This is a genomic window from Emticicia aquatilis, from assembly GCF_014644295.1.
In the GTDB taxonomy this organism is placed as follows: domain Bacteria; phylum Bacteroidota; class Bacteroidia; order Cytophagales; family Spirosomataceae; genus Emticicia; species Emticicia aquatilis.
This window is the reverse complement of sequence record NZ_BMKK01000004.1, coordinates 57,751-83,483: the sequence shown is the minus strand read 5'-3', so window position 1 is coordinate 83,483 and position 25,733 is coordinate 57,751. Positions and strand designations below refer to the sequence as shown.

The window sequence follows — 25,733 nt, the reverse complement described above, 5'->3', positions numbered from 1 at the left end:
GTTATTTGAGGTGTTATTTTTGGTTAAGGCCTCGTATAGTGTTGATTATAAATACTTTGGCATGGTTATTTCTGTTAGTATGTTAGAAGTGTATTATGAAACACTTATCTAAACATCGCAATCTGATATAGAATATATATTCAATAAAATTTTATTTCACTCAATAGCAACAAAAGCAAAAAAGGGCAGAATCTTCTGCCCTTTTTTCTTATACTTCGTCGATGATTTACCAAAGATTAATGTAATGGTCTTCTTTGGCTCTCATCAATTTTTCGTCCTCATCAGTTTTATCATAATAACCACAAAGATGCAAAACTCCATGAACTACAACACGTCTAAACTCGTGGTCGAAAGTAGTTTTAAAATCTTTGGCATTATCAGTAATTCGCTCTACACTCACAAAAATATCACCTTCAATCAATTCTTCTTCTTCTGAGTTATCAAACGTAATAATATCTGTCAAAGTATCGTGGTCGAGATACTCAACATTTATCTTATGCAGGTATTCGTCATCACAAAAAACATAGTTGATGTCTGATAATTCAAAACCTTCAGCTTCGATAACTGACTTTAACCAACGTTTGGTTTTAATTGGATTCTTTACCTTAAAATCAATGGATTCAGAATGAAAATTTATCATTTATGCCTTGTTTTTCTTTTTTTCGAGTGTCATTAAAAAAGCAGGTAAAAGTATCAAGTTAGCAATCATTCCCATCAAAAGTGTAACAGAAACCAATGTGCCAAGATAGATTGTACCTTTAAAATTTGATGCCGCAAAAATACCGAATCCAAAGAAAAGTATAATGGCTGTGTAGAACATACTAATACCAGTGTACATGATTGTTTCGGTGATGGCTTCGGAAACTGTCCGATTATGGTTTTTCATTTCATCTTTAAATTTGGTGAGGAAATAAATCGTACCATCAGATGAAATACCAAATGCAATACTAAATACAAGTGTAGTAGTAGGTTTGAGCGGAATACCAAAGTACCCCATAACTCCTGCAGTAATTATTAAAGGCAAAATACTTGGAATCGTTGAAATCAGAATCATTCTAACATCAAAAAACTGGGTAGCCATCACAACGCAAACCAGTAGGATAGCCCAAGCTGTACTTTCAACCAAATTTTGAAGTAAATAGTCGTTACCTTTCATAAACACTACACCATTACCCGTAATTTTGGCTTCAATTTGTTCTTCTTTCGGAAGCCATTGCTTTGCTTCTTTATCATAATTGAAGATGGTGTCAATTTTAGGCTGTAAGGTCGATACTAATTGCCTAATTCTAACTGTACCAGCATCACCACACTGAAAACTAACACGAGTATATTGCTTGGTACTATCAATAAATGGAGTGGCTAAGTTTTCTTTACCCTTCACTGTGCCAACGTATTCGGCCAGTTTTTGGAGTTCTAAAGCCCCAGGAAGTTGGAAATATTTAGGGTCTCCACCACGATATCCTTGATAAACGAGTTTGATTGCTTCAACCAACGAAATTGGATTTGTAAAATCATCGTATTTTGCAAATTCACGTTGCATAACCTTGATTTTATTCAATACTTGCGGGTTCAATACGCCATTTTCTTTTTTAGTATCAATCACGACCTCAAACGGTACGATGCCGTGAAAATGCTTTTCGATAAATTTCAAATCAGCATAAATGGGGTCATTTTGAGGTAAATCATCAACGATATATCCGATTGCTTTCAAACGGAACATTCCGATTCCAAAAATCACTACCAAAATCCCGATAAAAGTATATAATGCCGTTCGGCGAGTATGAACAATACGATTGACAAAACTCAAAAATTGAGTAATGGTTTTGTTGTCGAGGTGGCGAACACTTTTAGCACTTGGAGCAGCCGAATAACTAAATAAGATTGGCACTAAAATCAATGATATTGCCCACGTTGACATGATACAAATAGCTGCAACCAACCCGAATTCTAATAATAAAGGGCTTCCCGTAAAATAAAATACAAAAAATCCAATGGAAGTGGTTACGTTGGCTAAGAAAGTAGTTTTACCGATTTTCTCAATCGCAACGGCCAATGCACGCATTTTATCGTTGTGTTTGAGGTATTCTTCTTGAAATTTATTGACCAAGAAAATGGTGTTTGGAATACCAATGACGATAATCAGTGGAGGAATAAGGCCAGTAAGAATAGTGATTTTATACCCAAATAAAACAATGTAGCCAACCGACCAAACAACCGAAATCAATACTAAAAGAGCGGTGAAAAGTACAGTACGGAACGAACGGAAAAAAAGATAAAGAATACCAATCGTAACCAAAAATGCCAGCCCGAGGAATTTTGTCATTTCAGCCGAAACTTTCGAAATGAAATTTGTTCGGATAAATGGCATTCCCGAAAAGTGTACTTCAATATTATTTTTTTCGCCAAATGCTCTTGCCGCTGCTTCAATCTCTCTCGAAATCGTAATTCTCCCTTTGCTATTAAGCTTCGCTTGGTCGAAAGTTACAGCCATTAGGTGGGCGTTTCCTTCTTGACTGTAAATGACACCTTTATAAAATGGTAATCGGTCGATTTTTGCTTTTAGTGTATCAACTTCGGCTTGAGTTGACGGACGTTTCGACACCAAAGGAGGGAAGTTAAACTTCTTTTCGATGCTATCTTTTTCAATACCAAAGAGGTTTGCATTAGATAAAACATTCTTGATACCTTCAATATTTTTAATTTTTTTGCTTAAATCATACCATTGATTGAAGGTTTCGAGTTGATAAATTTTATCAGATTCAATAGCGATAACCATAACGTTACCGTCTTCACCAAAGCGTTTTTTGAAATCTTCATAAATCTTGAAATTCTCGTCACTCTTGGGAAGAATTCTCGCCAATTCGTAAGACATAGTAATCTTTGATGCCATAAAACCCATAAAAAGGGTCGTAATAAGCAAGACAAATAACCATGTTTTGCGATTTTTTAAAATAATTTTTGAAAGATTGTACCAGAACATAAATACGGTTTTTCAGTAGTCGGAAATTTTCAAGGAATCTTTATAAGGAGGCTATAAAGTGCAAAATTACTTATTTTTTAAGTATTGTCTAAGTAAATTGTGGGGAATTGTAGGTAGCGAAGAAATCGGCCAAGCAAAAATTTAATGATGTAAAGATTTAAAATAGCTATCCAGAAGGATATTTGCTCCTTGAATCGGCAAAATAGCTTCCGAAAGCACTTGGCTTGAAACTGATTCTAAGTTGTTTTTAACCACATTATCATTAAAAAACTGATTTTCGAGGTATTGTTTGATATAATCGTGCATCCAATTGAGGCTTTGCTCTTGACGGTTTTTCTTCCAAAAACCATTTTGAAGCATTTGTACCTTAAAATCTGAAATTACTTGCCAAATCTCAGTTAATCCACTTTTTTCTAATGCTGAACAAGTTAGCACAGGAGGATACCAATTATTGGGAGTAGGTGGAAAAAGGTGCAATGCGTGTACATATTCCATACGGGCGTTTTTAGCTTTCTGATTATTATCTCCGTCAGCTTTTGTAATGGCTATTGCATCGGCCATTTCCATAATTCCACGTTTAATACCTTGTAGTTCGTCGCCTGCTCCTGAAAGCATTAATAACAAAAAGAAATCAACCATGCCTTTTACGACGGTCTCTGACTGCCCAACACCAACCGTTTCGATTATAATTACCTCAAAACCCGCAGCTTCGCATAGCAGCATTGTTTCACGAGTTTTGTTGGCTACTCCGCCCAGTGTACTACCCGACGGTGAAGGTCGAATATAGGCCAAAGAATCATGAGCCAACTCCTCCATACGGGTTTTATCACCCATAATACTACCTTTTGTTCGTTGGCTTGTAGGGTCGATGGCCAGCACTGCAATTTTTTTATCAAGTGAAGTAATATGCTTACCAAAGGCTTCAATAAATGTACTTTTACCAACACCAGGCACTCCTGTTATTCCAATTCTGACTGCTCCGCCCGTATGTGGTAAAATACCTTCCAATACTTTTTGTGCAATGGCTCTGTCGTTTTCTAACTGGCTTTCTATCAATGTAATAGCTCGACTCAAGATGATTCTATTGCCAGCAATTATTCCGTTGATATATTCCTCAGCAGTCAGACGTTTTTGCATAAATAATATTAATATTGATTTGATTTTACTACATTTGAAAAACAAAGATATTAAACAAAATAGAATTCCTTTACCTTTTATTTTACCCAGTTTTTCGTAGAAACTTAATATTTGAAAGAATGAAAATCGTACTTATTGGTGCAACAACTGGAATTGGGCGTTCAGTCGCTGAGTTATATGCTGCTCAAGGCCATGAAATGGTAATTACAGGGCGTCGAATAGCTCTTCTCGAAGAAATTCAAAAAGCTTTCCCAACTACTAAAATATCAGTTTTGGAAATGGATGTTGCTAAAACCGATGAAGCACGTGCCAAAATGGATGAGGCTGAAAAAATACTCAATGGTATTGATTTGGTGATAATCAATGCAGGAGTTGGGTTCCAGAAAGCAACTTACGAGCAGGAAATGAATACTGTGGATATTAATGCTCGTGGTTTTACTGCTTTGGCTCAATGGTCATATAAATATTTTGTTCAAAAAGGGGGTGGACATTTGGTTGGTGTTTCGTCTTTGGCCTCCCTGACAGGAAGTGCCTATTCGCCCGAATATCACGCCACTAAAGCATTTATGGCAAATTATATGTCTGGTTTAAGAATGCGTTCGGCTAAATACAATCCAAAAGTTTATGTTACTGATATTCGTCCTGGCTATGTAGATACGCCAATGACAAAACAGAATAAAGGAATGTTTTGGGTGGCAACTTCAGAGAAAGCGGCAAGGCAGATTATTGAAGCAATTGCTGCAAAAAAGAAAGTTGCATACATAACGAAACGTTATCAGATTATAGCATTCTTGTTGAAAATTCTGCCCGAATCAATACTGGCTAAAGTTTTTTAGAAATGAATATTTCATAAAATAGCAGCATATTTTAATTTTATAATTTTTCAACCTCAAGTTCTTATAATAACCCCCTAAAACAAAACAATGAAAACTACAAAAACATCTTTACTCTCTTTTTTACAACAAGCCTTTAGTTTGGCCGAAAAAGCTAACATTGAAAACTTATCATCACAAACTGTTATCGAAATTGAACGTGAAAAGTTCTTGCAACGCAGAAAGTTTTTGAGTGATGCAGGAAAATTTGCTATGTTTAGCAGTGCGGTAGGTTTGTTAGAAGCCTGCAAAGCTGATGACCCAACACCTAATGCAGATTCAGCCGAAAATACTTTATTCAGCAAAGCAACAACTACTCAACCAAGTGTTGCCATTGTTGGTGGAGGTATTACAGGCTTGCATGCGGCACATATTTTTACAAAACGAGGCTTCACTAATTTTACCATTTACGAAGCCTCGAATCGTACTGGTGGAAGAATGTACACCGCCAAAAATATCATGGCTAATGGCCTTACAACTGAGTTAGGTGGTGAATTTATTGACTCAGGGCATAAAGATATGCTCAATTTAGCAGCTGAATTTGGCCTTACGTTGTTAGATACTCAAGCACCATCTGAGACTGCTCTCATCAAAGACGCTTATTATTTCAATGGCCAATTAATTCCACTTCAAGATGTTATTGATGCTTTTCGTACCATCTCTGCCGACCTTCGCCGTGATATAAATAGCTTATCAGATGTGATTAGTTACAGTAGTTTTTCGGCCGATGACGAGCGTTTAGATAACTTATCGATAACGGCTTACTTAAATTCTATCAACTGCACGGGTTGGTTAAAGGAACTTTTAGAGATTGCTTATGAGACTGAGTATGGTCTTGCTCCTCAGCAACAGTCATGTATCAATATGCTTTACTTAATTTCGCCCAATACTAAAGGTGGAACAACCTTTGAGATTTTTGGAGTCAGTGACGAACGTTACAAAATTGCGGGAGGAAATCAGCAAATTACTGATAGATTAACTGACTTATACGGAAGTCAGATTGAAAAAAATATGGAACTTACTAAAATAAGTAAGGATAATGGTAAATATGAATTAAAATTCAAAGGAGTTGCTCAGACCGTCAAAGCAGATTATGTTTTGATGACCATTCCATTCACCAAACTACGCCAAGTTGATATTGATTTGAATCTTCCTGCAGTTAAACGTAAATCTATCAATCAGTTAGGATATGGAACGAATGCCAAACTAATGTTGGGTTTTACGGAGCGAAAGTGGCGAGGCTTAGGTTATTCTGGATACGTATTCAGCGACAACGGCGTTCAATCGGGTTGGGATAATAGCCAACTACAAGGAGGCACAGCTGGCGGATACACATTTTATTTCGGCGGAAGTGCGGGGGTAAATGTTGGTAATGGTTCGGCTCAAAGTCAAGCAGCGGCTTATTTGCCAAAGCTAAACCAGATATTTCCGGGTAGTACCGCAAAATACAACGGTAATGCTGTCAGATTCCATTGGCCAAGTCACCCATTTACGCTTGGTAGCTACGCGGCATACAAGGTCGGGCAATGGACAACCATTGGTGGGGCAGAAATTGAGCCAGTAGGAAATTTATATTTTGCAGGAGAACATTGCAGTTTTGATTTTCAGGGATACATGAACGGTGGAGCAAATACTGGCAAAGTGGCCGCTCGTGCCATATTAAAGGATATGAACATGGCTTAAAGTGCTTAAATACAGCATTTTACTATTAAAGTTCGTCATTGTAATTAACACAACAAAATTTACTTTGTTTCTGTCGTTAACAATGACGAACTTTATTTGTTTTAATATAAAATATCACCCTACCTATGAAAACAAATGTTTACTTAATTATTTTTTGTTTGTGTTTTTGGTCATGTCAGAAAACGGAGCAACAGCCAATTTGTCGTTTAGCTAAATTTGTTACCGAAACTCCTTCTACCAATCTTATTCATCATGATTTGATTTCATTAAAAAATAATAGAATTGATAAAATTTATAGCTACGACCTCCGAAATGGTACTGATACAACTGCCCGTCAAAGAATCTTTTTTGAGTATAACGAATTAGGGAGAATCTCTCGAATTAGAGATGAATCAAATCTTACAAGAATAATACTTTTTAATATTGCATATAATGCGAAGGGCAATGCTGAAAAAGCAACTCAGCTTACAAACAATGTGCAGTCAAACGAAATTATATTTGAGTATGACGAAAAAAATCGACCTACTGCCGTTGTAAGTTTAAATCTAATCGGGCCAAATCGCACGATTGAATATGATGCCAATGGAAATCCATTCAGAATCACAAGGGCTGATTTTGGAAGCTTAGCTACCATCAATGAGCATAATTTTGATGATAAACGTAATTTTTTTGAAGGCATTCCCGATATTCAGCTTTATTGGTTGCTACGCCCGCTTTATAGTTTCATCCCTTTTGGTAGCAATAATATCGTAGGTACAAAGTTTTATTCGATTCAAAATTTAGAATTCAAGGAAGTGCCTGATATTCGTACTGCAAGAGAAACATCTTATAACGAACAAGGTTTCCCAGTAACTATGAATATCATTTTGGAAAATCAAGGAAAAACCGTGACGAGCAAATCGAAATTTGAATATAATTGTGAGTAATTTATCGACGAGCCAGAAAAGCCTCGGCAACTAACATGTCTTCTGGAGTAGTAATTTTGATGTTTTCGTAAGCACCATCAATTAGCGTGATTTTTTCGCCCGCAAATTCTAAAACACTCGCACAATCTGTAAAAAAAGTTTGTTCTTCTACTTCAAAAGCCCTCTTCATCAAACTGATTTGGAAGGTTTGTGGAGTTTGAACTAACTTCAGTTTTGTGCGGTCAAGTGCGGTAGAGTTTTCGCCGTTGTTATCAAATTGTCTCACTGAATCTTTGACCCAAACACTGGTTACGGCACTACCTTTTTCGGCGGCTACTTGAAAAGAGTTTTGAATTATTTCAAGATTTATGAGTGGTCGAACACCATCGTGAACTGCTACGAGCCCATCAGTTTCTATGGTGCCTAATCCATTTTTTACCGATTGAAATCGAGAAGCTCCGCCAACCGTGATTTTGATAGCGTTTTTGTGAGATTGGATAACTTCGTTAGTCGCAGTAATTTCATTCCAATACTCAATATCATTTTTGGGAAGAACAACAATGACTTGAATATCAGGTACTTGCAGGAATTTTTCTACTGTGTGAATTAAAATAGGCTTACCTTTGAGTGGTAGAAATTGCTTTGGAATTTCACTTTTCATTCGGCTACCACTACCACCTGCCACAATAATTGCATAGATACCCCCAGCCACAACGGTGTCCGCCCCTAAAGGGGAGCTTATTTCTTTATTATTCATTTCTTTATTTTAGCTCCCCTTTAGGGCAGTCCGATGGGTCGGCGGGGGGGTTAGATAATTAACATTACATCGCCATAAGTAAAGAATTTGTATTTTTCTTTGATGGCTTCGTTGTAGGCGTGCATGATAAGCTCATGTCCACCAAATGCACAAGCTGTCATCAATAAAATTGACTCAGGCAAGTGTAAGTTAGTAAGTAGAGCATTAGTGATTTTGAAATCGAAAGGAGGGAAGATAAATTTATCTGTCCATCCATTATTTACTGGCTTCAAATGATTGCTTGCCGAAACCGATGATTCGATGGCTTTCATTGCCGTTGTACCAATCGCACAGATTCTTCCTTCTTTGTCAATCGAATTGTTTACGATATCACAAGTAGCTTCTGGAATGAAGAAATTTTCAGAGTCAGTTTTGTGTTTAGTAAGGTCTTCTACATCAACTTGGCGGAATGTACCGATACCAATATGAAGCGTGATAGGACAGAAATTTGTTCCTTTTAACTCCATACGGCGTTGAACATTGCGAGTAAAGTGCATACCGGCCGTTGGTGCGGCTACTGCTCCTTCGTTTTCAGCAAAGATTGTCTGATAACGCTCACGGTCTTCTTCTGTTACAGGACGCTTAATGATGTCAATCGGAAGAGGAGTTTCGCCCAATTCGTGAATCGTTTTCATCATTTCTTCGTGTGAACCATCAAATAAAAATCTGATTGTACGACCACGAGAAGTTGTGTTGTCAATTACTTCGGCTACTAAATCACTATCACCGAAATAAAGTTTATTACCTACACGAATCTTACGAGCAGGGTCAACCAACACATCCCACAAACGCATTTCACGGTTTAATTCACGAAGCAAGAAAACTTCGATTTTTGCACCTGTTTTTTCTTTTGAACCATACAAACGTGCAGGAAATACTTTAGTATTGTTTACAACCATTGTATCGTTTTCGCCAAAATAATCAACGATGTCTTTAAACATCTTATGTTCGATTTTTTTGGTTTTGCGATTCACCACAATCATACGACTACTATCACGTTGTTCGTAAGGGTGCATGGCAATAAGACTATGCGGGAGGTCAAGTTTAAATTCTGAAAGTTTCATTGTTATTGTATTCCCAACTCTGATTTTTACAGAGAAATTGTTAGATTTCGTTCATGTATTGGGGTGATTGTTATCTGACATGAAGAAATTTAGGCGAAGAAAAATTGCTTAACCTAAGTATTTAAGGCTGCAAAGGTACGAAATCGGAATAGGGGGTGTCAAGTGTTTTAATATAAATGTTTTATGATAATTATCAAAATATTTGATAAAAAAATGAGACACCGAATTTTCGGTGTCTCAAAACTTGATTTTTAAACTATATTAGATGCTAATTTTTCCTTTGAGGTAAAGTTTGCCTTTTCCTGCCATCAATACTCGGTCATTGACGAGAGTGCATTTCAAATAGCCTTTTCGACTTGATATTTGCTCGGCCGTTAATTCTGTTTTATTGAAGATTTTAGACCAATATGGCACTAATTTAGTGTGTGCTGAACCAGTTACGGGGTCTTCGTCAATACCAGAACCTGGTCCGAAGAAGCGAGAAACAAAATCTATTTTCTTTGATTTTGCTTTTGCTGTAACGATTATGCCACGAGCTTTTATGTTTTTCAATGCACTAAAATCGGGTTTTAATTTTTCGATTTCTTTTTGAGTACCATACACCAACATATAATCATCGGCTGCTCTGTAAATTTCTTTTGGTTTTTTACCAATGTTCTCAATCAATCCTTCTGGGGCATCCGAAATGAAAGTCTCTTGCAGTGGAAAGTCAAGTTCAAGCCATTTATCAGCTTTACGTACTTTCAAAATTCCACTTTTTGAACTAAACAAAATTATATCTTTAGGGTACTTCAACACATTGAAAATAACAAAGGCTGTTGCTAATGTGGCGTGGCCACATAAATTTACTTCAACAGTAGGAGTGAACCAGCGAATCTCGAAGCCATCGGCATTGGGTACAAAAAAGGCAGTTTCTGAAAGGTTATTTTCGAGAGCAATGCGTTGCATTAAATCATCGGCTAACCACGATTTTAAGGGAATTACCGCCGCAGGATTTCCTCCAAATAACTTGTCGGTGAAAGCATCTACTTGATAAATAGGTAATTGCATTTTATTGATTTTATATTTTATTGATGAATGTTTTGGTCAATAAGTCCACAGCGAAGCAATCTTCTAATTATCTGTTATTTAGCTAAATAAAAAATCAGTTCTTTTTAGATACCAGATTTTGCTTAGTCAAGAAGAGCATCAAGAAAATCACGCTTAATAGATAGATTATATTTCGAGAATCAATTAAACCTCTGCCGAGTGCTTCATAATGGTAGCCAAGACTTAAAAAAGAAATATAGAATTGAGTTGTGCCACTAAAAACATTGGCAAGTTGTTGAATTCCATCATAAAAAACATAACAAAGAACTGCACCAATCACAAATGCAACTATCTGATTATCAGTTATTGATGAAGCCCATAGACCAATACTTGCAAAAGTTGCCCCAAGCAAAAGTAAGCCAACATAAGAGCCACTAACTGCCGCCGAATCAATATTTCCTTTAGGATTACCTAATTGATAAACTGAATAATAGTAAAGTAGGGTAGGCAGTAACGCCACGAAAATCAGTAAGAAAATAGCCAAAAATTTACCAATAATAATTTGCCACTCACTTAAAGGTTTGGTGAATAATAATTCGATAGTTCCGCTTTTATATTCTTCTGATAACGAACGCATCGTAATGGCTGGAATCAGAAATACAAAAATAAAAGGAGTTAACTGAAAGAAATTATTGAGGTCTGCATAGCCGTAATCGAGTACGTTTGAGTCGAAAAACCATGTAAATAGGCCAACAATTACTAAAAAAACACCAATTACGATATAGGCAACCAATGAATTGAGGAAACTATTTAATTCTTTCCGAAATATTGCAAGCATCTTTAAATTGAAAATTTACGAAAACGATTGAAAAATTAGAGAGGTCTCTCAGATTAAAAGTCCAACTCTGGTTTACTATTCTTAATAATAGCTGAAACAACTAACGAAAAAACAAAGCCAAAGAGTATATATCCAATGACTGCAAACAAAAAAGTAAGGCCAGGAGTAGCAAATCGGGTTGCAATTTCCATTGCTTGGTCAATTTGTTCAGAAGAAAGTCCTTGTTGCTCCAGTTGTTCAACTTGCATTTCACGCATTTGTTGAATGATGGTAGTATCAATAAATGTGATGTAGATATAATTAAAAATCGCAGCAATTAAACCACAAACAGCACTCATAAGCGTACCCAAACCCAATCCTTCGCTGAAACCCATAAAGTTATTGTTTATTAACTTAAATTCTCTGAGTGACATCACGATACCAAAAAGAAGTAAAAGAAATGGTATCCAAGATAATGCTGGGGTTTTAAAATGACCAGTAATATACAGACCTACTGTATAGATAATAATAAAGATTGCACTAATTAATCCCCATTTAAGTGCAATGCGAGCGGTTGATGGTTTTTCCATTTTTTTTGTTTAGAGTTAGGTTATTGATGAGTAAATTTAACGAAATTTCTATGAAATAGTGAAAGTATGACGTCTAAATATTACAGAAACAATTGTAATTCCAACGATACAAAGTTGTTTTTTTACAATTTCATCTAATAAAACATAACCTGCCGACGGTATTTCTTTGGCCTGATTCAACAACAGTTCGTATTCTTTTATACCAAAATCTTTGATATGGTTAGCTTTGATTTTTTCGATGCCTTTGATATTTTCTTGAACCCACAGCATTATGGCGTGGTTGTGTCCGTAAGGTTTATCAATAAACTGTACGAATAAGAAAAACACAATGCCAGTGATGATGGCTGCCACCAAATTGGTCATGAAACCAACCGAAAAACCTTCTGTAAAGCTCAATATTCCCAAATTATTGGCACGATAAACCCATGTAGCAACAATTACAAAAATAATATTTACACCAAATGCGGGTAATTTGTAGCGTCCAAATGGACTTTTTTCTAAACCATAATATTGAATGAGAGCAACTCCTATGCAAACTGCGGCTGCAATAGCTCCATACGTAAACGCATATCTTAATATTTTACTTTTAAGCATCTTTGATTATTTGTTGATATAAATTTTGCCTTTATTGATTACTGCTTTGGCTTTTCCTTTTAGGGTTTTACCAATAAATGGCGAATTTTTTGATTTTGATTGAATCATTTTCGTTTCATAGACCCATTCAATAGTCGGGTCGAAAATGCTTAAATTTGCCTCATTTCCTTCTTTTATGGAAACGTTTTCTAAGCGTAATAACTTACGTGGGGCAGTGGTTAATTTTGTAATAATCTGTTCTACCGAGAGTTTTGAGTAAGTATTAGATACTGCAAAGGCAGTTTCGAGACCGATAACACCAAAATCTGCCATATCAAACTCAAGGTTTTTTGATTCTTCATCTTGTGGGTTATGGTCAGAAACTAAAACATCAATTGTTCCGTCTAAAAGTCCAGCTTGTAAAGCCTCAATGTCTTCTTGACTTCTGAATGGAGGATTAACTTTTAAGTTGGTGTCGAAATCTCTCAAATCTACATCAGTAAATGCTAATTGGTGAGTCGAAATGTCACAGCTAACTGGTAGTCCTTTTTGTTTTGCTTCACGAATCAATTCAACACCTGCTTTTGTTGAAATGGTTGAAAAGTGTAAACAACTATTAGATTTTGGGGTCGAATTCTGACCTAAATAATATTCCAACAATTTTAAATCTCGCATCAACATCAATTCTTCGGCAGTTGACGGAATTCCTTTCATGCCGAGTAGCGTGCTTTCAATGCCTTCGTGCATTTGTCCAAAAATCGTCATCGAAGGCTCTTCAGGACGGTTCATCAACAAAGCATCAATAGGAGCGAGGTACTGTAAAGTTTTTAATAAAATATCGGCATTCCAAAGAGTATGGTCGCCATCTGTGAAAGCCACCGCACCAGCTTGGTGTAAATCAAGCATTTCAGTAAAATCTTTTCCTTCACAATTTTTAGTAACTGCCCCAGTTGGATAAATATTAATTAGTTGCGATTGAGCAAAGTTTTTAACGTAAACTATCGCTTCTTTGGTCTGAACAACAGGTTTGGTATTTGGTAAAGTAACGATTTCAGTAAAGCCACCCGCCATTGCCGCTAACGAAAGAGTATTCAAATCCTCTTTCGATTCGTAACCAGGGTCTTTGGGCGAAACTCTCATATCAATCCATCCTGCCGAAACACATAGATTCTTGCCGCTAATCACTTGCTCGGCAGTGGTTTCTATGTTGTCGGATATTTTTTGAATTTTGCCGTTTTCAACCAGAATATCTTTTGTTTGTCCGTTTAGCTCGGAGGAATTATCAATAATTTTTACTGACTTTAATAAAATTTTCATTTTTTAATTTGACTTTCAGACGATTGCTCGAATGTCGGATTATTAAACTTAAATCTATAATCTTGATTCAAAAATCAAAAAAAATGCCCTAATGAGGGCATTTAAGGTAATATTATATGAAATGACGATTCATAGCTTAGATAATATTTTGATAAGCTGCTGAATCCATCAAAGCCTCTACTGCTGCAAGGTCATCAACTTCAACTTTTACCATCCAGCCTTCTCCATAAGGGTCGTTATTTACAAGCTCTGGATTACTCGCAAGTGCTGGGTTAACCTCAAGGATTTTTCCAGCTACTGGTAAAAACAAATCAGAAACAGTTTTTACTGCTTCTACCGTACCAAAAATTTCGTTAGCGGCCAATGTTTGTCCAACCGTTTCGATTTCTACAAATACGATGTCACCTAATTCGCTTTGAGCAAAATCAGTAACTCCGATTACCGCAATGTTTCCTTCGGTAATTCTTAACCATTCGTGTTCGCTTGTGTAGCGTAAGTCAGCAGGAAAATTCATTATTGATGAAAGTTTTAAAATTTGGCTGCAAGTTACAGCAAATGTTGGAAAACAGAAAAAATGTAGCTTAAAAAGTTTTGGTATGTCTGCACCGAACTCTGACACTTACTTATTTTGGTCAGACCTGCGGTGCAGACCTTTTGTTATTCTGAAAGACTAAATCTTACATTCAAACCACCCGTTGTGGTTGTACGAGGAAATGAGAAGTTTGTTACGAATGGACGATTCACTAAGTGGTCGATATAGAAATTCATTAAGATTCTTTTATTGACCTGATAAGAAATGCGAGGTCCAAGTTGGAAATTATAGTTTCCTTGTGTTGGTTGTGGGTCACCATCGAGTCTTCTTTGGATACCTTTAATATCTCTTAGCGTCAGATTAAACTGAAGGTTCAAATCATTTTTTAGAGTAATCACCTGTCCGTCACGACCTCTCAATGGTAGCTTAACGTTGTTTTTCTTAAAGCCAAAATTGAAAACAAAGTCGTCGCTTGAATATTCAGCAATCTGAGAATTTGAAAGATTTAATGAAGCTCTACGCTCTTTGTTGTATTCAAATTTACCCGAAATCTTACTCTTGGTCACAAACTGGACACCAATAAACGGAGCAAATTTCTCATCAATCGTAATCGTACTCATCACAAATACTGGAATGTATTGGCCGAGTGAGTTGAGAACATCGCCATTTGGTAAAGGATAACCCTTTTGTGCTAAATTGATGGCAATATCAGTTTTGTTATACTCAAGCGATGACGTGTAATTTCCAACATTGAAATTTGAAGTATAGCTATGGTTAATGGTAATCGAGCTAAAAATACGCTTGAAAGGCTCTAAATTTGCCAAACCACTATAATCAATTCGCCAGTTAGGAAGTGGTAAATTGATTCGGCGATTGTTTGGGTTGAATGGATTAAAGCCGATTCTTGCTCTGTCAGTTTTACCGCTGTATGCCGCAAAGAAGGCCGGAATCAAAATATCTTGAGCATTCTTGTTGTAATATGCCTTTTCGATAGCTGATAAATCATCGCCATTTTTAAACTGAGCATAATACATCTGATTGCGGTATTTTATCATATTATCAAAAACTTTGTATTGATAATTAGAGCCGCTATCAGTACTCATTCGCTCAAATGCCGTACGGAAGCCCCAAAACGACATACCATAATTGCCATTACGAACTGGACTTTTAGCACTATATCCGCCATTAGCGTCTGCCGTATAATACTCCTGATAAGTATCGCCTCGACTCATGTTGCCGCTAATCTGAATTCTCAAATCTTTTGATGGCTCAATCGTGGTACGATAACTAAATTTCTTTTGTAGAGTCTGAGTAAATGGTTGAGTTTGAACAGTCGTTTTTGATAACCAACCTTTTTCGGCAGCTTTTATTTGGAAATATCTATCTTGTTCACCCATTACAAAACCTAATCCTGGGGCAGATTCATTGTCTGTGGCTAAACCAAAAAATCTTGGAGTAGGCATAAATCCAGGAAGGATTGAAGTTTCGGTAATTGAATAGTCATAGTCTATACCACGAACACTTAAAAGTAAGCGAGTAAAAGTTTTTGCTAAATTACTCGTTGAAGTTTCGATGTTTTCATCATCACCCGGGTTACGTGTAAAACGCTTTTTTACTGGGTTTGGACTATTGGCAAATCTGAGATATTTGGCTTTGTTATAGAGTTTTACAAAGTCTATTTTACCTCTCACTCCTCGGTCACGACCATTGCGAATTGTATTACCGAACGGGATGTTAAATTCATCAAGGATATTCAACGAAACTGCCTGATAATTAAATTGATTATTATATTTTGCATCAGCCGTAATCCAGTCGAGTAAGAAGAATTTATCGAGCGGTAAACGATATGTGAGTCGCATTTCTTGGGTAAAATTCTTAGCACGACCTAAACGTTTTAGATTTGTGAGCAATGAATCTATTTTTCTCTGAGTGTTCAAATCTCCTTGCGGCTCATCAATCAACGCATTCATTGTAGCAGAATAATTCAACAATACACTTTTGGTGAGATTCCATTGCAAATCATACATTCTGTTCATCAAGAAATACTTCTCATACATCGGAATAATACCATTCGTTGTTAAATCAGAATTTCTTAATTGAGTCTTGGCAAAACTTCTATCAAAATCAGTTCTAAAAGCCATTACGGTTGGTAATGGAGAGAAATTAAAGTCTTTTAGCCAATATAAAAACGGTCTGTCAAGGGATTTTTTACTTTTAAAAGGCTCCCAATTTATTTGTTTTGGTTGGAACTGATAGGTAAATCCACCTTTATATTGGTTCAGAGCATATTGGTCAATCAAGATATTACTACGACTTACATTGTTTTGTGCGTAAGTAAATGTAAAGTTTTCTATGTCGTAGAAATGAGATTTTGCTCCTTCTTTCGTCTTAATCTTTCTGACATTCGAGAAGTTAAATCCTCGACGAGTGTTGTCATCAACTACTAATCTACGATATCTTTCACGCTGCACTTGGTCGGTGATATTGGCCAAGGCAATTTCAAGTGGCATATCGGGGTCAAGTGGGTTGAAATGTGGGGTCACGGTCTGTTTATCGAAGTTGATAAAGAACGGAATTTTTAGTCCCCATTTTTCGGGTAAAAGTTTATCTACTTCGATATTAGAAGCAATACCAATACCTTTACCAGTGTCTCTGGCTCTTTCAGAAATTTTGTCTTGGACGCCACCAAAACCATAGCCTTTATAATTGCCATTGACTACAACTGTTGCCAAGTCTGCCAGTTTAATATTGGCTGCCAACAATGCTGCATCACCCGAAGTTTGGTCGAAACCATAGGCACGGAGTTCGTCCATCCAAACTAAAAATGTATTAGCCGATTCATCAACAGATTTTGGATTCCTAACCCCAAGCATTATCGTAAGAACAGTGCTTAAATCTGGATTTCCTAAAACCGTGATATTGAATTTATTATCTTCGGTTGGTTTGGTATAACGCACTGAAATATTTTTTGCTACCCTGTTTCGCTCGCCTTTCAAGGCAACTAATTCTTGCAGAGCCACATCAATCATATTTTCGTCAGGCCATATTTCAGTTTCATTTAATGCTCCTTTTCGAGTCATTTTTAACTGCGGTATTTCAATTTCGTAGTAGTTTTCTGTTAAGTCCGTACCAATTCTGATAAATGCACCACCTACTTCTTTTTCGTTATCAGCATCGTTTTCGGCGTGGATAAATAAGCGTAAACGCTTATAGTTTAACATATCAACACGAGTGTTTTTGAAAACTGCTCTTGAGTCGCCATCACGGAGATTGGTAACTCCGAGTGAGATAGACTGCTCATTGAATTTGATGTTGAATTGTTGTTGAGTTACGTCTTGGTCACGAATAAAACCTGGCGGAACTACATAAGGTGTTTTTCCTTCTTTTACATTACAGTTTTGACCATCATCTGAGCAGCCATTTTCTTCAATACTTACTATCCCAACCTTAAATTTTGCATCATAAGGCTCTGGTACTTCGGTTAAGCCTGCATTGCTTAAATTTTTATCATAAACACGGTAACTGTTTGATTCGAGTTGAAGTGAAGCAAAACGAAGTACAACTGGCTCTTCAAAATCGGTAAGAACTGTTCGCATAAAACGAATTGATTTGAATCCGTTGATGTCGCCATATTTACGAGTAAATTGTTTGATTGGCACTCTGAAAAGATACCAAGTGGCTTCTGTTCCCGGAACTGTCACTTTATCAACGATAAAACCTTGGCCGACATCCATTCTATTCGGACGAAGGTCAATTTCATATTCGTAGAAGTTTTCAACGTCGTTGATAGTATTATCTGCATTTACATCTTCTTTGTCAGGCGTCACCGAGTTGGCAGGCGTCGCCACATTGTTTGATTGTGTATTGCTTTGGGGTGAATTGTTCTCTACACCTAAATAGTTTTTAAAACGTTGTAAAAGATTCTTGTTTTGAGCGTCATAATCAGTATCAATGAAGAACTTGAAATCATCACCCGAAGGGTCTTTAGCTATTTCTTCATAAACACTTGGCTTTACTTTGGTTTTGATGTCTTCCAAGTATCTTTTAATATGAGGAAAATCTTTTTCTTCAGAATTTGAGAGACCATCTAAACCAACATCTTGCTTTTCTCTTGAACCTGTTTGATTATCAAAGGCATCGGTTATAAATTGAACACTTGGAGCTTTTCCCCAACGAGTTGTAACGGGTTGAGAGGTAGAACCACCACTCGGCAAAAGTCCATTTTCAAAGTTATTTCTGCTATCTGGGATAAAGTCTTCTGAAATATCACCTAACTGAAATAGTAATTTTCCACCTTTTGTGTTTCTTCGATTGCCATTAGGCGAACCATCACGAACAACATCAACAAATGGATTTAACATCCAAAACGTAAGATATTCGGTATTGGCATTCTCAAAGTCATTGTCAGCCGTAATACCACGCATCACAGCACCAAAATTATCTTTTGGATTATTTAGGTAGCCATCGCTATTTAAGTTTGGATTATAGTTATAAAGCCCTCTTTCTGATGGGAAATAACTAATATCAAGAATATTTAGAGGAATAGACGAATTGAATGCTGGTAATGAACGACCAGTAAAAATCTGATTTGGCGTAAAGGCTTTTTCGTAAAGGTTATTATTGGCCTCAGCCGTTACATTATCAGGAAGCACTCCTGCTCCAAAGCCACCACTAAAATAAGTAGTTTGGTCAACTGTATAAACCGATATTTTTCCTCGACGATAATTATAATCATAGTTTGACAAACTTCCCTGAAATCTCTCAGGTGTTGAAGCTGGACGCCAACGTGTTGGTTGACGAGTGAGGTCATTGATATTTCGAGTTGATTCAAAATCATCAATCATTGCGTTTCCACCAATACGTTTATCATTTACGGCAGGAATCAATTTAGCATACTCAGCAGTTAACTGAATTGATGACATTTCCTTTGTTTGAATCAACGGAAGGGCATCAAGCATACGAGTAATGAACCTCGAATCTTTACGAAGGTTTAAGTCAACTCCTAAAATTGTATTATTGACTGGCTCTTGTCCGATTGCTACCCTTGTCAAGAAACCTGGGGTGCTTTCACGAAGCGTCATGGCTGTTGCACCGATATGAATATCTTTGCTTAGATTATAGTCGAGTCTCGACCCGAGCATGATGCGACGTTGTGTATTGAATAAATCGGGTTTTTCCCATTCGATACGAATCTGACGAGCAGAGTTGAGAATACTTTGGTTAATGATTTTGATTTTACCGAGTTGTGGTTCAATTGTATAATCAGCACCTTCTTGTAATTGAACGCCACCCGCAAAAATTCTAACCGATTGACCAGATGCACCCAAAGGGAGCGATATTTCGGAAGCATTGCTTGCTTGTAAACTACCACGAATAAAAAACTTGTTTTTGGTTGTAACTTGCTGTGCATCAGCCATTGTTGTACGATACAACTCATTGAAAACATACTTTTCTTTCAAGATTTGCTCGTCAATGTCAAATTTACTTTCGAGTGTTGACCCAAAAGGTTCGAGTACTGGGAAAATCATTTTTCCCATTTTTGTATCAATTGTTATATCTTCAACAAAGTCAAAGTTTCCATCTCCGTCGGGAAGTTGAGGGTCATTATTTGGATTCAAACGGTCGAGGTTCATTATTCTGATGAGTGGAATATTCTGTAACTTACGTCCTTCTTGTAAGTTAGGAGTATCCATTCCTGTGCGGTCATCTTTATAAATGATACGTAATTGAAAACCTTGTTTACCTACACCGGGAGTACCGAGTGAATAAATATTTTTCATCATCAAATTCCACATCGGGCTATTCGTACGGTTACGAATAGTTGATGATTTGATGAGTTTCAACATAATTACTTCGTCTTCACGGCGAGCAGAGTAATCTTCTGTCAATTCTCCAACTTTATACGTACGGCCATTGTAGGTGTATTCATAAGCAACTGCTAAAATTTCATCGTTTCGTAGCGGAGTAACCAATGAGATATAACCCAATTCCGCATTGTACTTAAACTCTCTTTCTGTTAACCTTTTAGAGCCCCTAAGCACTTCATAATCAATGCCTTTTTTCAACCCAAGTCTTGCGAGAGTACCAGTACTATCATCAACTCTTCTGAAATTTGGGTTATTATTAAGTTTGTCGTATAAATCAGTCGCTTTATTATCAACAATATTATATTTACCGGCAGCATTTGGGAGTTCGCCTAAATCTGTAAACGCAGTCAGATTTCGCATTGATTCAATGCTATTTGTTCTATTGGTTACATAAACTTCCAAACGAGTAATTTTCACATTTGAAAGTACTAAAGGCAAATTACGAAGAGATTTTTCGTAATTATCTCTAAAAAATTGAGCCAAAAAGAAGTGACGGTTTTCGTCATAATTATCACATCGAATCTCAAAAGTACGATTCTGCGAACCTCCATTCAACACAATAGATTCGGTTCGAGAACGCTGTTGAGCAACTACGGCAGTCACGTCAAGTTTACCAAATCTGAAAGCAGCTTTAACACCCATTAAGTTCTGAACACCCGGAATCAATTGACTCTTTACGGGCATACTGATATTTCCACCTTCAACTTTTTGTAAAATATCTTCGGGTTGATTCTTAAAGTTTAGCTTTAGTTGATTTTCAAAGTTAAAGGCTGCTTTGGTGTCAAGGTTTGTCAAAACTCCCAATTTATCACCAATTTTGCCATTAAAGTTGATATTAATTTGCTCATTAAAATTAAAGAGCGTTTGTTTTCTTTGAATGAGTGGCAAGAATGGATTATCAATAAATTGTTTAATCAACTGAAAATCGAGTGTAACAAATCCATTCGGTTTTAAATCAGGTAAGCTTCCGCCAAATATGCGGTCAACTACTGGGTTTTTCTCTAGTAATGGTCTTAGACCTCGGCCACTAACTGCACTTTTTCCGTCTTGCAGGTTTTCATAATCTCTTAAAATGCTGCGACGAACACTGGCATTCTGAATGCTCGAGTATTCGTTGAATGTAAGTGCTTGTGGAACTTTATAATCAATACGTTTACCAGCTTTTTCGCTGATTGAGATTTCTTTAGCATCTGGCGATAGTTTGAAATCCGTAATGATATTCTTTGAATCTTTTAGATAGAATGGTGATTGTGGAACTTTGGCCGTGTAACGGTTTAAATAGCGGTCTTGCCAACGATAGCTTGGTCTGCTTCCAGTTCGAGAAATAACTGTATCTTTCTCTGGAATTAAGAGTGAATCTATCTTTGGTTTCTCAACAGTAGTTGTACTTTTCTTACGTGTTTGAGCAAATAAGTCGTTGGTACTTATCAATCCAAAAAAGCAAAAAAGTAATAGTAAAGTAACACGATTAAGTTTTAATAGCTGTCTGAACATACAGTTTTTAGGAAATTTCAATAGGAGTATCAAGAACTAAACGACTAAAACCTTGCCAATAGTCTATGATGTCAATAATTTTAGCTTGTTTTTTTTAGTTTCAAGCAAAAGAATAACGCTGAATAAGTTTTTTATGATTGAATACTCAGCGTTATTTTATTTAATGGTTTTAACGAAGTGCGAGTTTAATGAGTTGTTCAACCGTTATATCGTTGCCTTCACGTTTCAGAATCGTGTCAATACTCTTCTCGGCAGTGGCTCTCGGAATACCAAGCATCACTAAGGCTGCCAATGATTCATTACGTACTTTAGCATTTACAGGGTCGAATATACTTGGTGTGATTCCGCCAATGATATTATCTTTCTTCAATTTATCTTTAAGCTCAATGATGGCTCTTTGAGCAGTTTTAAGGCCGATACCCTTAATGCTTTGGATAGTTTTTACATCATCGTTTACAATAGCTTGTTTGATTTCGGCTGAGGATAGCGAAGAAAGCATTACTAAAGCCGTACTTGGGCCAATACCCGATACACTTGTGAGGTCTTCAAACAAAATTTTCTCTTCGGCCTCGTGGAAACCAAATAATGTATGCGAATCTTCTCTTACGATAAGCAAGGTATGTAGTTTACAGCGTTCACCAGTATTATGAAGTGCTGCGTAGGTTTGTAAAGAGATTTTAACTTGATAGCCAACTCCACTTACATCAATTATGACATAAGAAGGGTCTTTGTAGGCAAGTTTACCGTCGAGATATGCAATCATGTTTTTGAATTTATTTGGGCGTTTTTGCGATACGCCCCTACGACTCTTATTATTTTACTATGTTCAATCTCAATCCCCCACTTACTTGTGGATTCAAGAAGAATGGAGAGGGTAGGGCCTCAACATACAAGCCAGCATCGACAAATACCGCCAATGGCTGATTTGGGAGTTTAAGCTCAAAACCAGCTGTTCCGCTGGGTCCGAGTGATATTTTTTTAGTATGGTCAACTTTTTGGCCAATCAAAATATCTGCATAATGACTTCTGTTATTTATTTGAGCTCCAAATCCATAATAAACGTGGGCCCAATCTCTTCTGAAAATTTCAAGTTGCCATAAATAATGTCCTTGAATCATTAGACCTGCGGTTTTGTATTCGCCTGCGTTGTATCGTCTTTGGCGATTGTATATAAAACCATAAGTACCAATATTTACATCAAATGCCTTATCGCCATTTTGGAAGTATTTTCTGAGATTAAACCCGAGAGGCTCGCCAACTCTGAAACCCGCTGCCCAGTTATAATCGTACTGAGCAAATGTTTCGGATGACATCCCGATGATAAAAATTGTTGTGAAAGCAAAAAGTAGTTTTTTCATTGTATTTTTAGATTCAAAAATTCAAGAATTTGCCAAAAGTATAAAATACTGTCTATCAAACGAAATCTTGGGTAATTTTATTCAATAAAAAAGCGTCCGAATGTACATTCGACGCTTTAAACTTTTGTTTGAAATATTATTTTACAAAACTAAATCAGTATTAACCAAAATATAATTTAGTTCGTTAATGTCATCTGCATTCAGTTTTAATGTTCCTTTTACCGTTACACGGTCGTCTGTATTGAAACGTTTGGTTGATTTTTTGAATTTAATCTGTACAACCGATTCTGGCCCAGCACCTCCACAAAAGAAGCACGAACTGTAAGGATTTGCAGAAAGTACATAAACATTAGCGTCAACATCTACTGGAATCATGTAGCCAGTCAAGATTATCTCCTTGTCTTTCAGATTTGCTACTTTCTGACCAAAAGTAGGGTAAAGAATAAACATTGATTCTTCGGCACTCCACTTTTTCTTGAAAGTCACGTCACGGAGTGTTTCCCACGTAATTTTTGTAGGCTCATCTGCATACGTGAATGCGAACAATGATAAAGCAAAAAAGCCGAGTATGAATCTTCTTGATAAATTTTTCATTTTTTTATGGTTGATGAATATGAATGATGTTTAAAGTTAAAACCTTATTCGGTAGCCAATGTTTTAGAAATATTGATTCTGTAAATACCGATTGATGGAATGGCCGCTGCCAAAATTCCGACTAATAACGCACCTACAAACAAATATATTTCGCCAGTTTGTAAACTAAATTGGCTCACATCGAAATGGAATTTTTTGCTTAAAGCGTTTGAAATCAAATAGATACCGATTCTGCTCAAGGCGATTCCTGCGATAAAACCAAGCAAAGATAAAATAATACCTTCTAATAACAACATCAAAAACAAACGAGTTCGGCTTGCACCCATCGAAAGCATCAATGCCATTTCGTATTTGCGTTCTTTTAATGAATTGTATAAAGAAACAAAAACGCTAATTCCAGAGATTAACATTATTACCGCTGCCAAAAATTGAAGTCCTTCGATTCCGATTCCCAAAAGTTCAAATAAACGATTCACTTCAATGGCTGGAACTGCCGCTTGTAGTTTAGAGTTTTGATTAATATTTCGAGGCATCGTCATCATGCCCATTGGCGAACGAAATTTGATAATTGCACTCGTAATTTCTCTTTTTATTGTACTATCAGCAGCTTCTTCTTCGTGGTGTTCATCTTTGTGTTCGTGGATATTCCAGACACTATTCAAGCTTGTTAGAATCAAATTATCAACTACCGAATTGTTGTATTCTAAAATTCCGACAACTTTGTAGTTGTTTTCGGCATGTTTTTCACCTTCCGAATCAAGTCCGTGTGAACTCGCAAATGTGTCACCAACTTTTAAATTGGCATTTTGAGCAGTTGAAGCTCCCAAGACTACTTCCAAATTGCCTTTAAACATTTTTCCAGAGGCAATTTTGGTCTTGAAATGTTCAAAATATTTTTTATTTGTACCAATAATTCTGAATCCCTGATAATTATCTCCCATCGACAGAGGAATCATTTCTTTTACCAAAGGATTTTGAGCAATAGCCGCCACATCGTCTAAATAAACATTGCCAGTTGGATTATCAATCTGATACACAGACGATAAAATTAATTGAAGCGGACTTCCTTTTGCACCTACCACTAAGTCGATTCCACTGATATTTTTGGCAAATTTATCTTGTAATTGTTTGCCCAAAAGCATCAACAGCGAAATCATTGCAATGCCAAGTGTCATCAACAATATACACAAAAAACTATTGAGCTTTTTGTAGAGTATGTTTTTCCAACTTATTTTAAATAACATCTTATTTGATTTACGATTTTCTAATCGGTAACTGAGCGTAGTCGAAGTTTCGATTAGGAAATCGTAATTTTTTAAAGTGTAATAATATTTTTAAAATTATCTTTTAGTCTTTGGTCGTGCGTTACTATAATCAATGCAGCTCCAATGTTTTTTGACTGATTTTCGAGTAATTGAATTACTTTTTCACAATTTTCGTCATCTAAATTAGATGTCGGTTCGTCGGCCAAAATTACATCTGGGTTATTCATCAAAGCCCTTGCTATACTTACCCTCTGCTGCTCACCACCACTCAGCATTGATGTTTTTTTATCGAGAAGACCTGAAATTCCTAAATTATTGGCCAGTTTTTGGGCTTGTTCTTTTGATTCCTTTTGGTCGGCAAGGTAATTTGCCAATAATAAATTATCCAAAACACTCAACGAACTCACAAAATGTGGCTTCTGATAAATAATACCGAGATGATTCGCACGCATCTTGGTGGATTCTTTTGCCGAAAGTGTAGCTAATTCGTTATTATTTATTTTTATCGAACCGCCATTTGGCGTGAGCAACAACGCCAATAAATGCAACAGTGTGGTTTTACCAGTTCCTGAATTGCCCAGAATCAGCAATGTTTCACCTTTTTCGCAGCTAAACGAAGGGAAATTAAATGTCTTTTTGGTATCGTACGAAAAACTTAGTTCGGAGCAAGCCAGCATTGTATCAGTTTTTTGATTCTTTGTTTCAAAGATACTACATAAGCACTATTTAGTACAACAATATTTTCATTGCTTCATCAAAAAATAATCTTATTAATATGATTTCGAGCATAACAAACCGCAATTATTTTTATGTAGATTTGTGAACTATTTTTATAAAAAATCAATTCTCTATAAAGTTAG

Annotated in this window: 20 protein-coding genes; 3 read left to right on the top strand and 17 right to left on the bottom strand. The window is 36.4% G+C overall.

Annotation, left to right across the window (positions count from 1 at the left end; all coding sequences use genetic code 11):
* Positions 1 to 226: 226 nt before the first annotated feature.
* From ybeY to meaB, 3 genes are all read right to left on the bottom strand, one after another.
* The gene (gene ybeY / locus IEX65_RS10475; RefSeq protein WP_188766012.1) at positions 227 to 640 is read right to left on the bottom strand and encodes an rRNA maturation RNase YbeY; all 414 of its coding nucleotides are present in this window, start codon (positions 638 to 640) and stop codon (positions 227 to 229) included.
* The gene (locus tag IEX65_RS10470) at positions 641 to 2,890 is read right to left on the bottom strand and encodes an efflux RND transporter permease subunit (protein ID WP_229250623.1); all 2,250 of its coding nucleotides are present in this window, start codon (positions 2,888 to 2,890) and stop codon (positions 641 to 643) included. It abuts the gene before it with no gap.
* Positions 2,891 to 3,121: 231 nt separating this feature from the next.
* Complete coding sequence (gene meaB, locus IEX65_RS10465; RefSeq protein WP_188766010.1) at positions 3,122 to 4,117, bottom strand: methylmalonyl Co-A mutase-associated GTPase MeaB; 996 nt, start codon at positions 4,115 to 4,117, stop codon at positions 3,122 to 3,124.
* A gap of 119 nt (positions 4,118 to 4,236) precedes the next feature.
* Here meaB and IEX65_RS10460 point away from each other — a divergent pair, with 119 nt between their 5' ends.
* The 3 genes from IEX65_RS10460 (at position 4,237) to IEX65_RS10450 (ending at position 7,598) form a co-directional block, all read left to right on the top strand.
* Complete coding sequence (locus IEX65_RS10460) at positions 4,237 to 4,953, top strand: SDR family NAD(P)-dependent oxidoreductase (RefSeq protein ID WP_188766009.1); 717 nt, start codon at positions 4,237 to 4,239, stop codon at positions 4,951 to 4,953.
* Positions 4,954 to 5,040: 87 nt separating this feature from the next.
* Entirely contained in the window at positions 5,041 to 6,672 is a 1,632-nt protein-coding gene (locus tag IEX65_RS10455; RefSeq protein WP_188766008.1) for a flavin monoamine oxidase family protein, read from the top strand.
* Positions 6,673 to 6,797: 125 nt separating this feature from the next.
* A complete protein-coding gene (locus IEX65_RS10450; protein ID WP_188766007.1) occupies positions 6,798 to 7,598 on the top strand; it encodes a hypothetical protein in 801 nt (266 codons plus the stop codon).
* Position 7,599: 1 nt separating this feature from the next.
* On the opposite strand, the gene IEX65_RS10445 is transcribed toward IEX65_RS10450, so the two are convergent.
* The 14 genes from IEX65_RS10445 to IEX65_RS10380 form a co-directional block, all read right to left on the bottom strand.
* Positions 7,600 to 8,334 (bottom strand): 2-C-methyl-D-erythritol 4-phosphate cytidylyltransferase, encoded by a 735-nt coding sequence (locus tag IEX65_RS10445; protein ID WP_188766006.1) that lies wholly within the window; start codon positions 8,332 to 8,334, stop codon positions 7,600 to 7,602.
* Positions 8,335 to 8,384: 50 nt separating this feature from the next.
* Positions 8,385 to 9,437 (bottom strand): tRNA preQ1(34) S-adenosylmethionine ribosyltransferase-isomerase QueA, encoded by a 1,053-nt coding sequence (gene queA / locus IEX65_RS10440; protein ID WP_188766005.1) that lies wholly within the window; start codon positions 9,435 to 9,437, stop codon positions 8,385 to 8,387.
* Positions 9,438 to 9,698: 261 nt separating this feature from the next.
* Positions 9,699 to 10,487 (bottom strand): PhzF family protein, encoded by a 789-nt coding sequence (locus IEX65_RS10435; protein ID WP_188766004.1) that lies wholly within the window; start codon positions 10,485 to 10,487, stop codon positions 9,699 to 9,701.
* A 94-nt stretch (positions 10,488 to 10,581) separates the two neighbouring features.
* Positions 10,582 to 11,304: a gliding motility-associated ABC transporter permease subunit GldF gene (gene gldF, locus IEX65_RS10430; RefSeq protein WP_188766003.1), complete on the bottom strand. Its 723-nt coding sequence runs from the start codon at positions 11,302 to 11,304 to the stop codon at positions 10,582 to 10,584.
* A 53-nt stretch (positions 11,305 to 11,357) separates the two neighbouring features.
* On the bottom strand, positions 11,358 to 11,873 hold the full coding sequence (locus tag IEX65_RS10425; protein ID WP_188766002.1) for a DUF4199 domain-containing protein: 516 nt from the start codon (positions 11,871 to 11,873) through the stop codon (positions 11,358 to 11,360).
* Positions 11,874 to 11,921: 48 nt separating this feature from the next.
* Positions 11,922 to 12,467, bottom strand: coding sequence for a DUF4199 domain-containing protein (locus tag IEX65_RS10420; RefSeq protein WP_188766001.1), 546 nt, complete (start codon positions 12,465 to 12,467; stop codon positions 11,922 to 11,924).
* Between the two features lie 6 nt (positions 12,468 to 12,473).
* Entirely contained in the window at positions 12,474 to 13,763 is a 1,290-nt protein-coding gene (locus IEX65_RS10415) for a dihydroorotase (protein WP_188766000.1), read from the bottom strand.
* A 136-nt stretch (positions 13,764 to 13,899) separates the two neighbouring features.
* On the bottom strand, positions 13,900 to 14,277 hold the full coding sequence (gcvH, locus tag IEX65_RS10410) for a glycine cleavage system protein GcvH (protein WP_188765999.1): 378 nt from the start codon (positions 14,275 to 14,277) through the stop codon (positions 13,900 to 13,902).
* Positions 14,278 to 14,420: 143 nt separating this feature from the next.
* On the bottom strand, positions 14,421 to 21,656 hold the full coding sequence (gene sov / locus IEX65_RS10405) for a T9SS outer membrane translocon Sov/SprA (RefSeq protein ID WP_188765998.1): 7,236 nt from the start codon (positions 21,654 to 21,656) through the stop codon (positions 14,421 to 14,423).
* A 169-nt stretch (positions 21,657 to 21,825) separates the two neighbouring features.
* Positions 21,826 to 22,419: a Holliday junction branch migration protein RuvA gene (ruvA, locus tag IEX65_RS10400; protein ID WP_188765997.1), complete on the bottom strand. Its 594-nt coding sequence runs from the start codon at positions 22,417 to 22,419 to the stop codon at positions 21,826 to 21,828.
* 49 nt (positions 22,420 to 22,468) lie between these two features.
* Positions 22,469 to 23,014: a hypothetical protein gene (locus IEX65_RS10395; protein ID WP_229250620.1), complete on the bottom strand. Its 546-nt coding sequence runs from the start codon at positions 23,012 to 23,014 to the stop codon at positions 22,469 to 22,471.
* A gap of 141 nt (positions 23,015 to 23,155) precedes the next feature.
* Positions 23,156 to 23,608 (bottom strand): DUF3299 domain-containing protein, encoded by a 453-nt coding sequence (locus IEX65_RS10390; RefSeq protein WP_188765996.1) that lies wholly within the window; start codon positions 23,606 to 23,608, stop codon positions 23,156 to 23,158.
* Positions 23,609 to 23,652: 44 nt separating this feature from the next.
* On the bottom strand, positions 23,653 to 24,852 hold the full coding sequence (locus IEX65_RS10385; RefSeq protein ID WP_188765995.1) for an ABC transporter permease: 1,200 nt from the start codon (positions 24,850 to 24,852) through the stop codon (positions 23,653 to 23,655).
* 71 nt (positions 24,853 to 24,923) lie between these two features.
* Positions 24,924 to 25,550 carry an ABC transporter ATP-binding protein gene (locus IEX65_RS10380; protein ID WP_188765994.1) on the bottom strand — a complete coding sequence of 209 codons (627 nt, stop codon included), beginning with the start codon at positions 25,548 to 25,550 and terminating at the stop codon, positions 24,924 to 24,926.
* Between the last annotated feature and the right edge of the window lie 183 nt (positions 25,551 to 25,733).

Bases quoted from the DNA above. Each gene is read 5' to 3' on its own strand.
- ybeY (WP_188766012.1), bottom strand. From the start codon at position 640: ATGATAAATTTTCATTCTGAATCCATTGATTTTAAGGTAAAGAATCCA.
- IEX65_RS10470 (WP_229250623.1), bottom strand. From the start codon at position 2,890: ATGGCATCAAAGATTACTATGTCTTACGAATTGGCGAGAATTCTTCCC.
- meaB (WP_188766010.1), bottom strand. From the start codon at position 4,117: ATGCAAAAACGTCTGACTGCTGAGGAATATATCAACGGAATAATTGCT.
- IEX65_RS10460 (WP_188766009.1), top strand. From the start codon at position 4,237: ATGAAAATCGTACTTATTGGTGCAACAACTGGAATTGGGCGTTCAGTC.
- IEX65_RS10455 (WP_188766008.1), top strand. From the start codon at position 5,041: ATGAAAACTACAAAAACATCTTTACTCTCTTTTTTACAACAAGCCTTT.
- IEX65_RS10450 (WP_188766007.1), top strand. From the start codon at position 6,798: ATGAAAACAAATGTTTACTTAATTATTTTTTGTTTGTGTTTTTGGTCA.
- IEX65_RS10445 (WP_188766006.1), bottom strand. From the start codon at position 8,334: ATGAATAATAAAGAAATAAGCTCCCCTTTAGGGGCGGACACCGTTGTG.
- queA (WP_188766005.1), bottom strand. From the start codon at position 9,437: ATGAAACTTTCAGAATTTAAACTTGACCTCCCGCATAGTCTTATTGCC.
- IEX65_RS10435 (WP_188766004.1), bottom strand. From the start codon at position 10,487: ATGCAATTACCTATTTATCAAGTAGATGCTTTCACCGACAAGTTATTT.
- gldF (WP_188766003.1), bottom strand. From the start codon at position 11,304: ATGCTTGCAATATTTCGGAAAGAATTAAATAGTTTCCTCAATTCATTG.
- IEX65_RS10425 (WP_188766002.1), bottom strand. From the start codon at position 11,873: ATGGAAAAACCATCAACCGCTCGCATTGCACTTAAATGGGGATTAATT.
- IEX65_RS10420 (WP_188766001.1), bottom strand. From the start codon at position 12,467: ATGCTTAAAAGTAAAATATTAAGATATGCGTTTACGTATGGAGCTATT.
- IEX65_RS10415 (WP_188766000.1), bottom strand. From the start codon at position 13,763: ATGAAAATTTTATTAAAGTCAGTAAAAATTATTGATAATTCCTCCGAG.
- gcvH (WP_188765999.1), bottom strand. From the start codon at position 14,277: ATGAATTTTCCTGCTGACTTACGCTACACAAGCGAACACGAATGGTTA.
- sov (WP_188765998.1), bottom strand. From the start codon at position 21,656: ATGTTCAGACAGCTATTAAAACTTAATCGTGTTACTTTACTATTACTT.
- ruvA (WP_188765997.1), bottom strand. From the start codon at position 22,419: ATGATTGCATATCTCGACGGTAAACTTGCCTACAAAGACCCTTCTTAT.
- IEX65_RS10395 (WP_229250620.1), bottom strand. From the start codon at position 23,014: ATGAAAAAACTACTTTTTGCTTTCACAACAATTTTTATCATCGGGATG.
- IEX65_RS10390 (WP_188765996.1), bottom strand. From the start codon at position 23,608: ATGAAAAATTTATCAAGAAGATTCATACTCGGCTTTTTTGCTTTATCA.
- IEX65_RS10385 (WP_188765995.1), bottom strand. From the start codon at position 24,852: ATGTTATTTAAAATAAGTTGGAAAAACATACTCTACAAAAAGCTCAAT.
- IEX65_RS10380 (WP_188765994.1), bottom strand. From the start codon at position 25,550: ATGCTGGCTTGCTCCGAACTAAGTTTTTCGTACGATACCAAAAAGACA.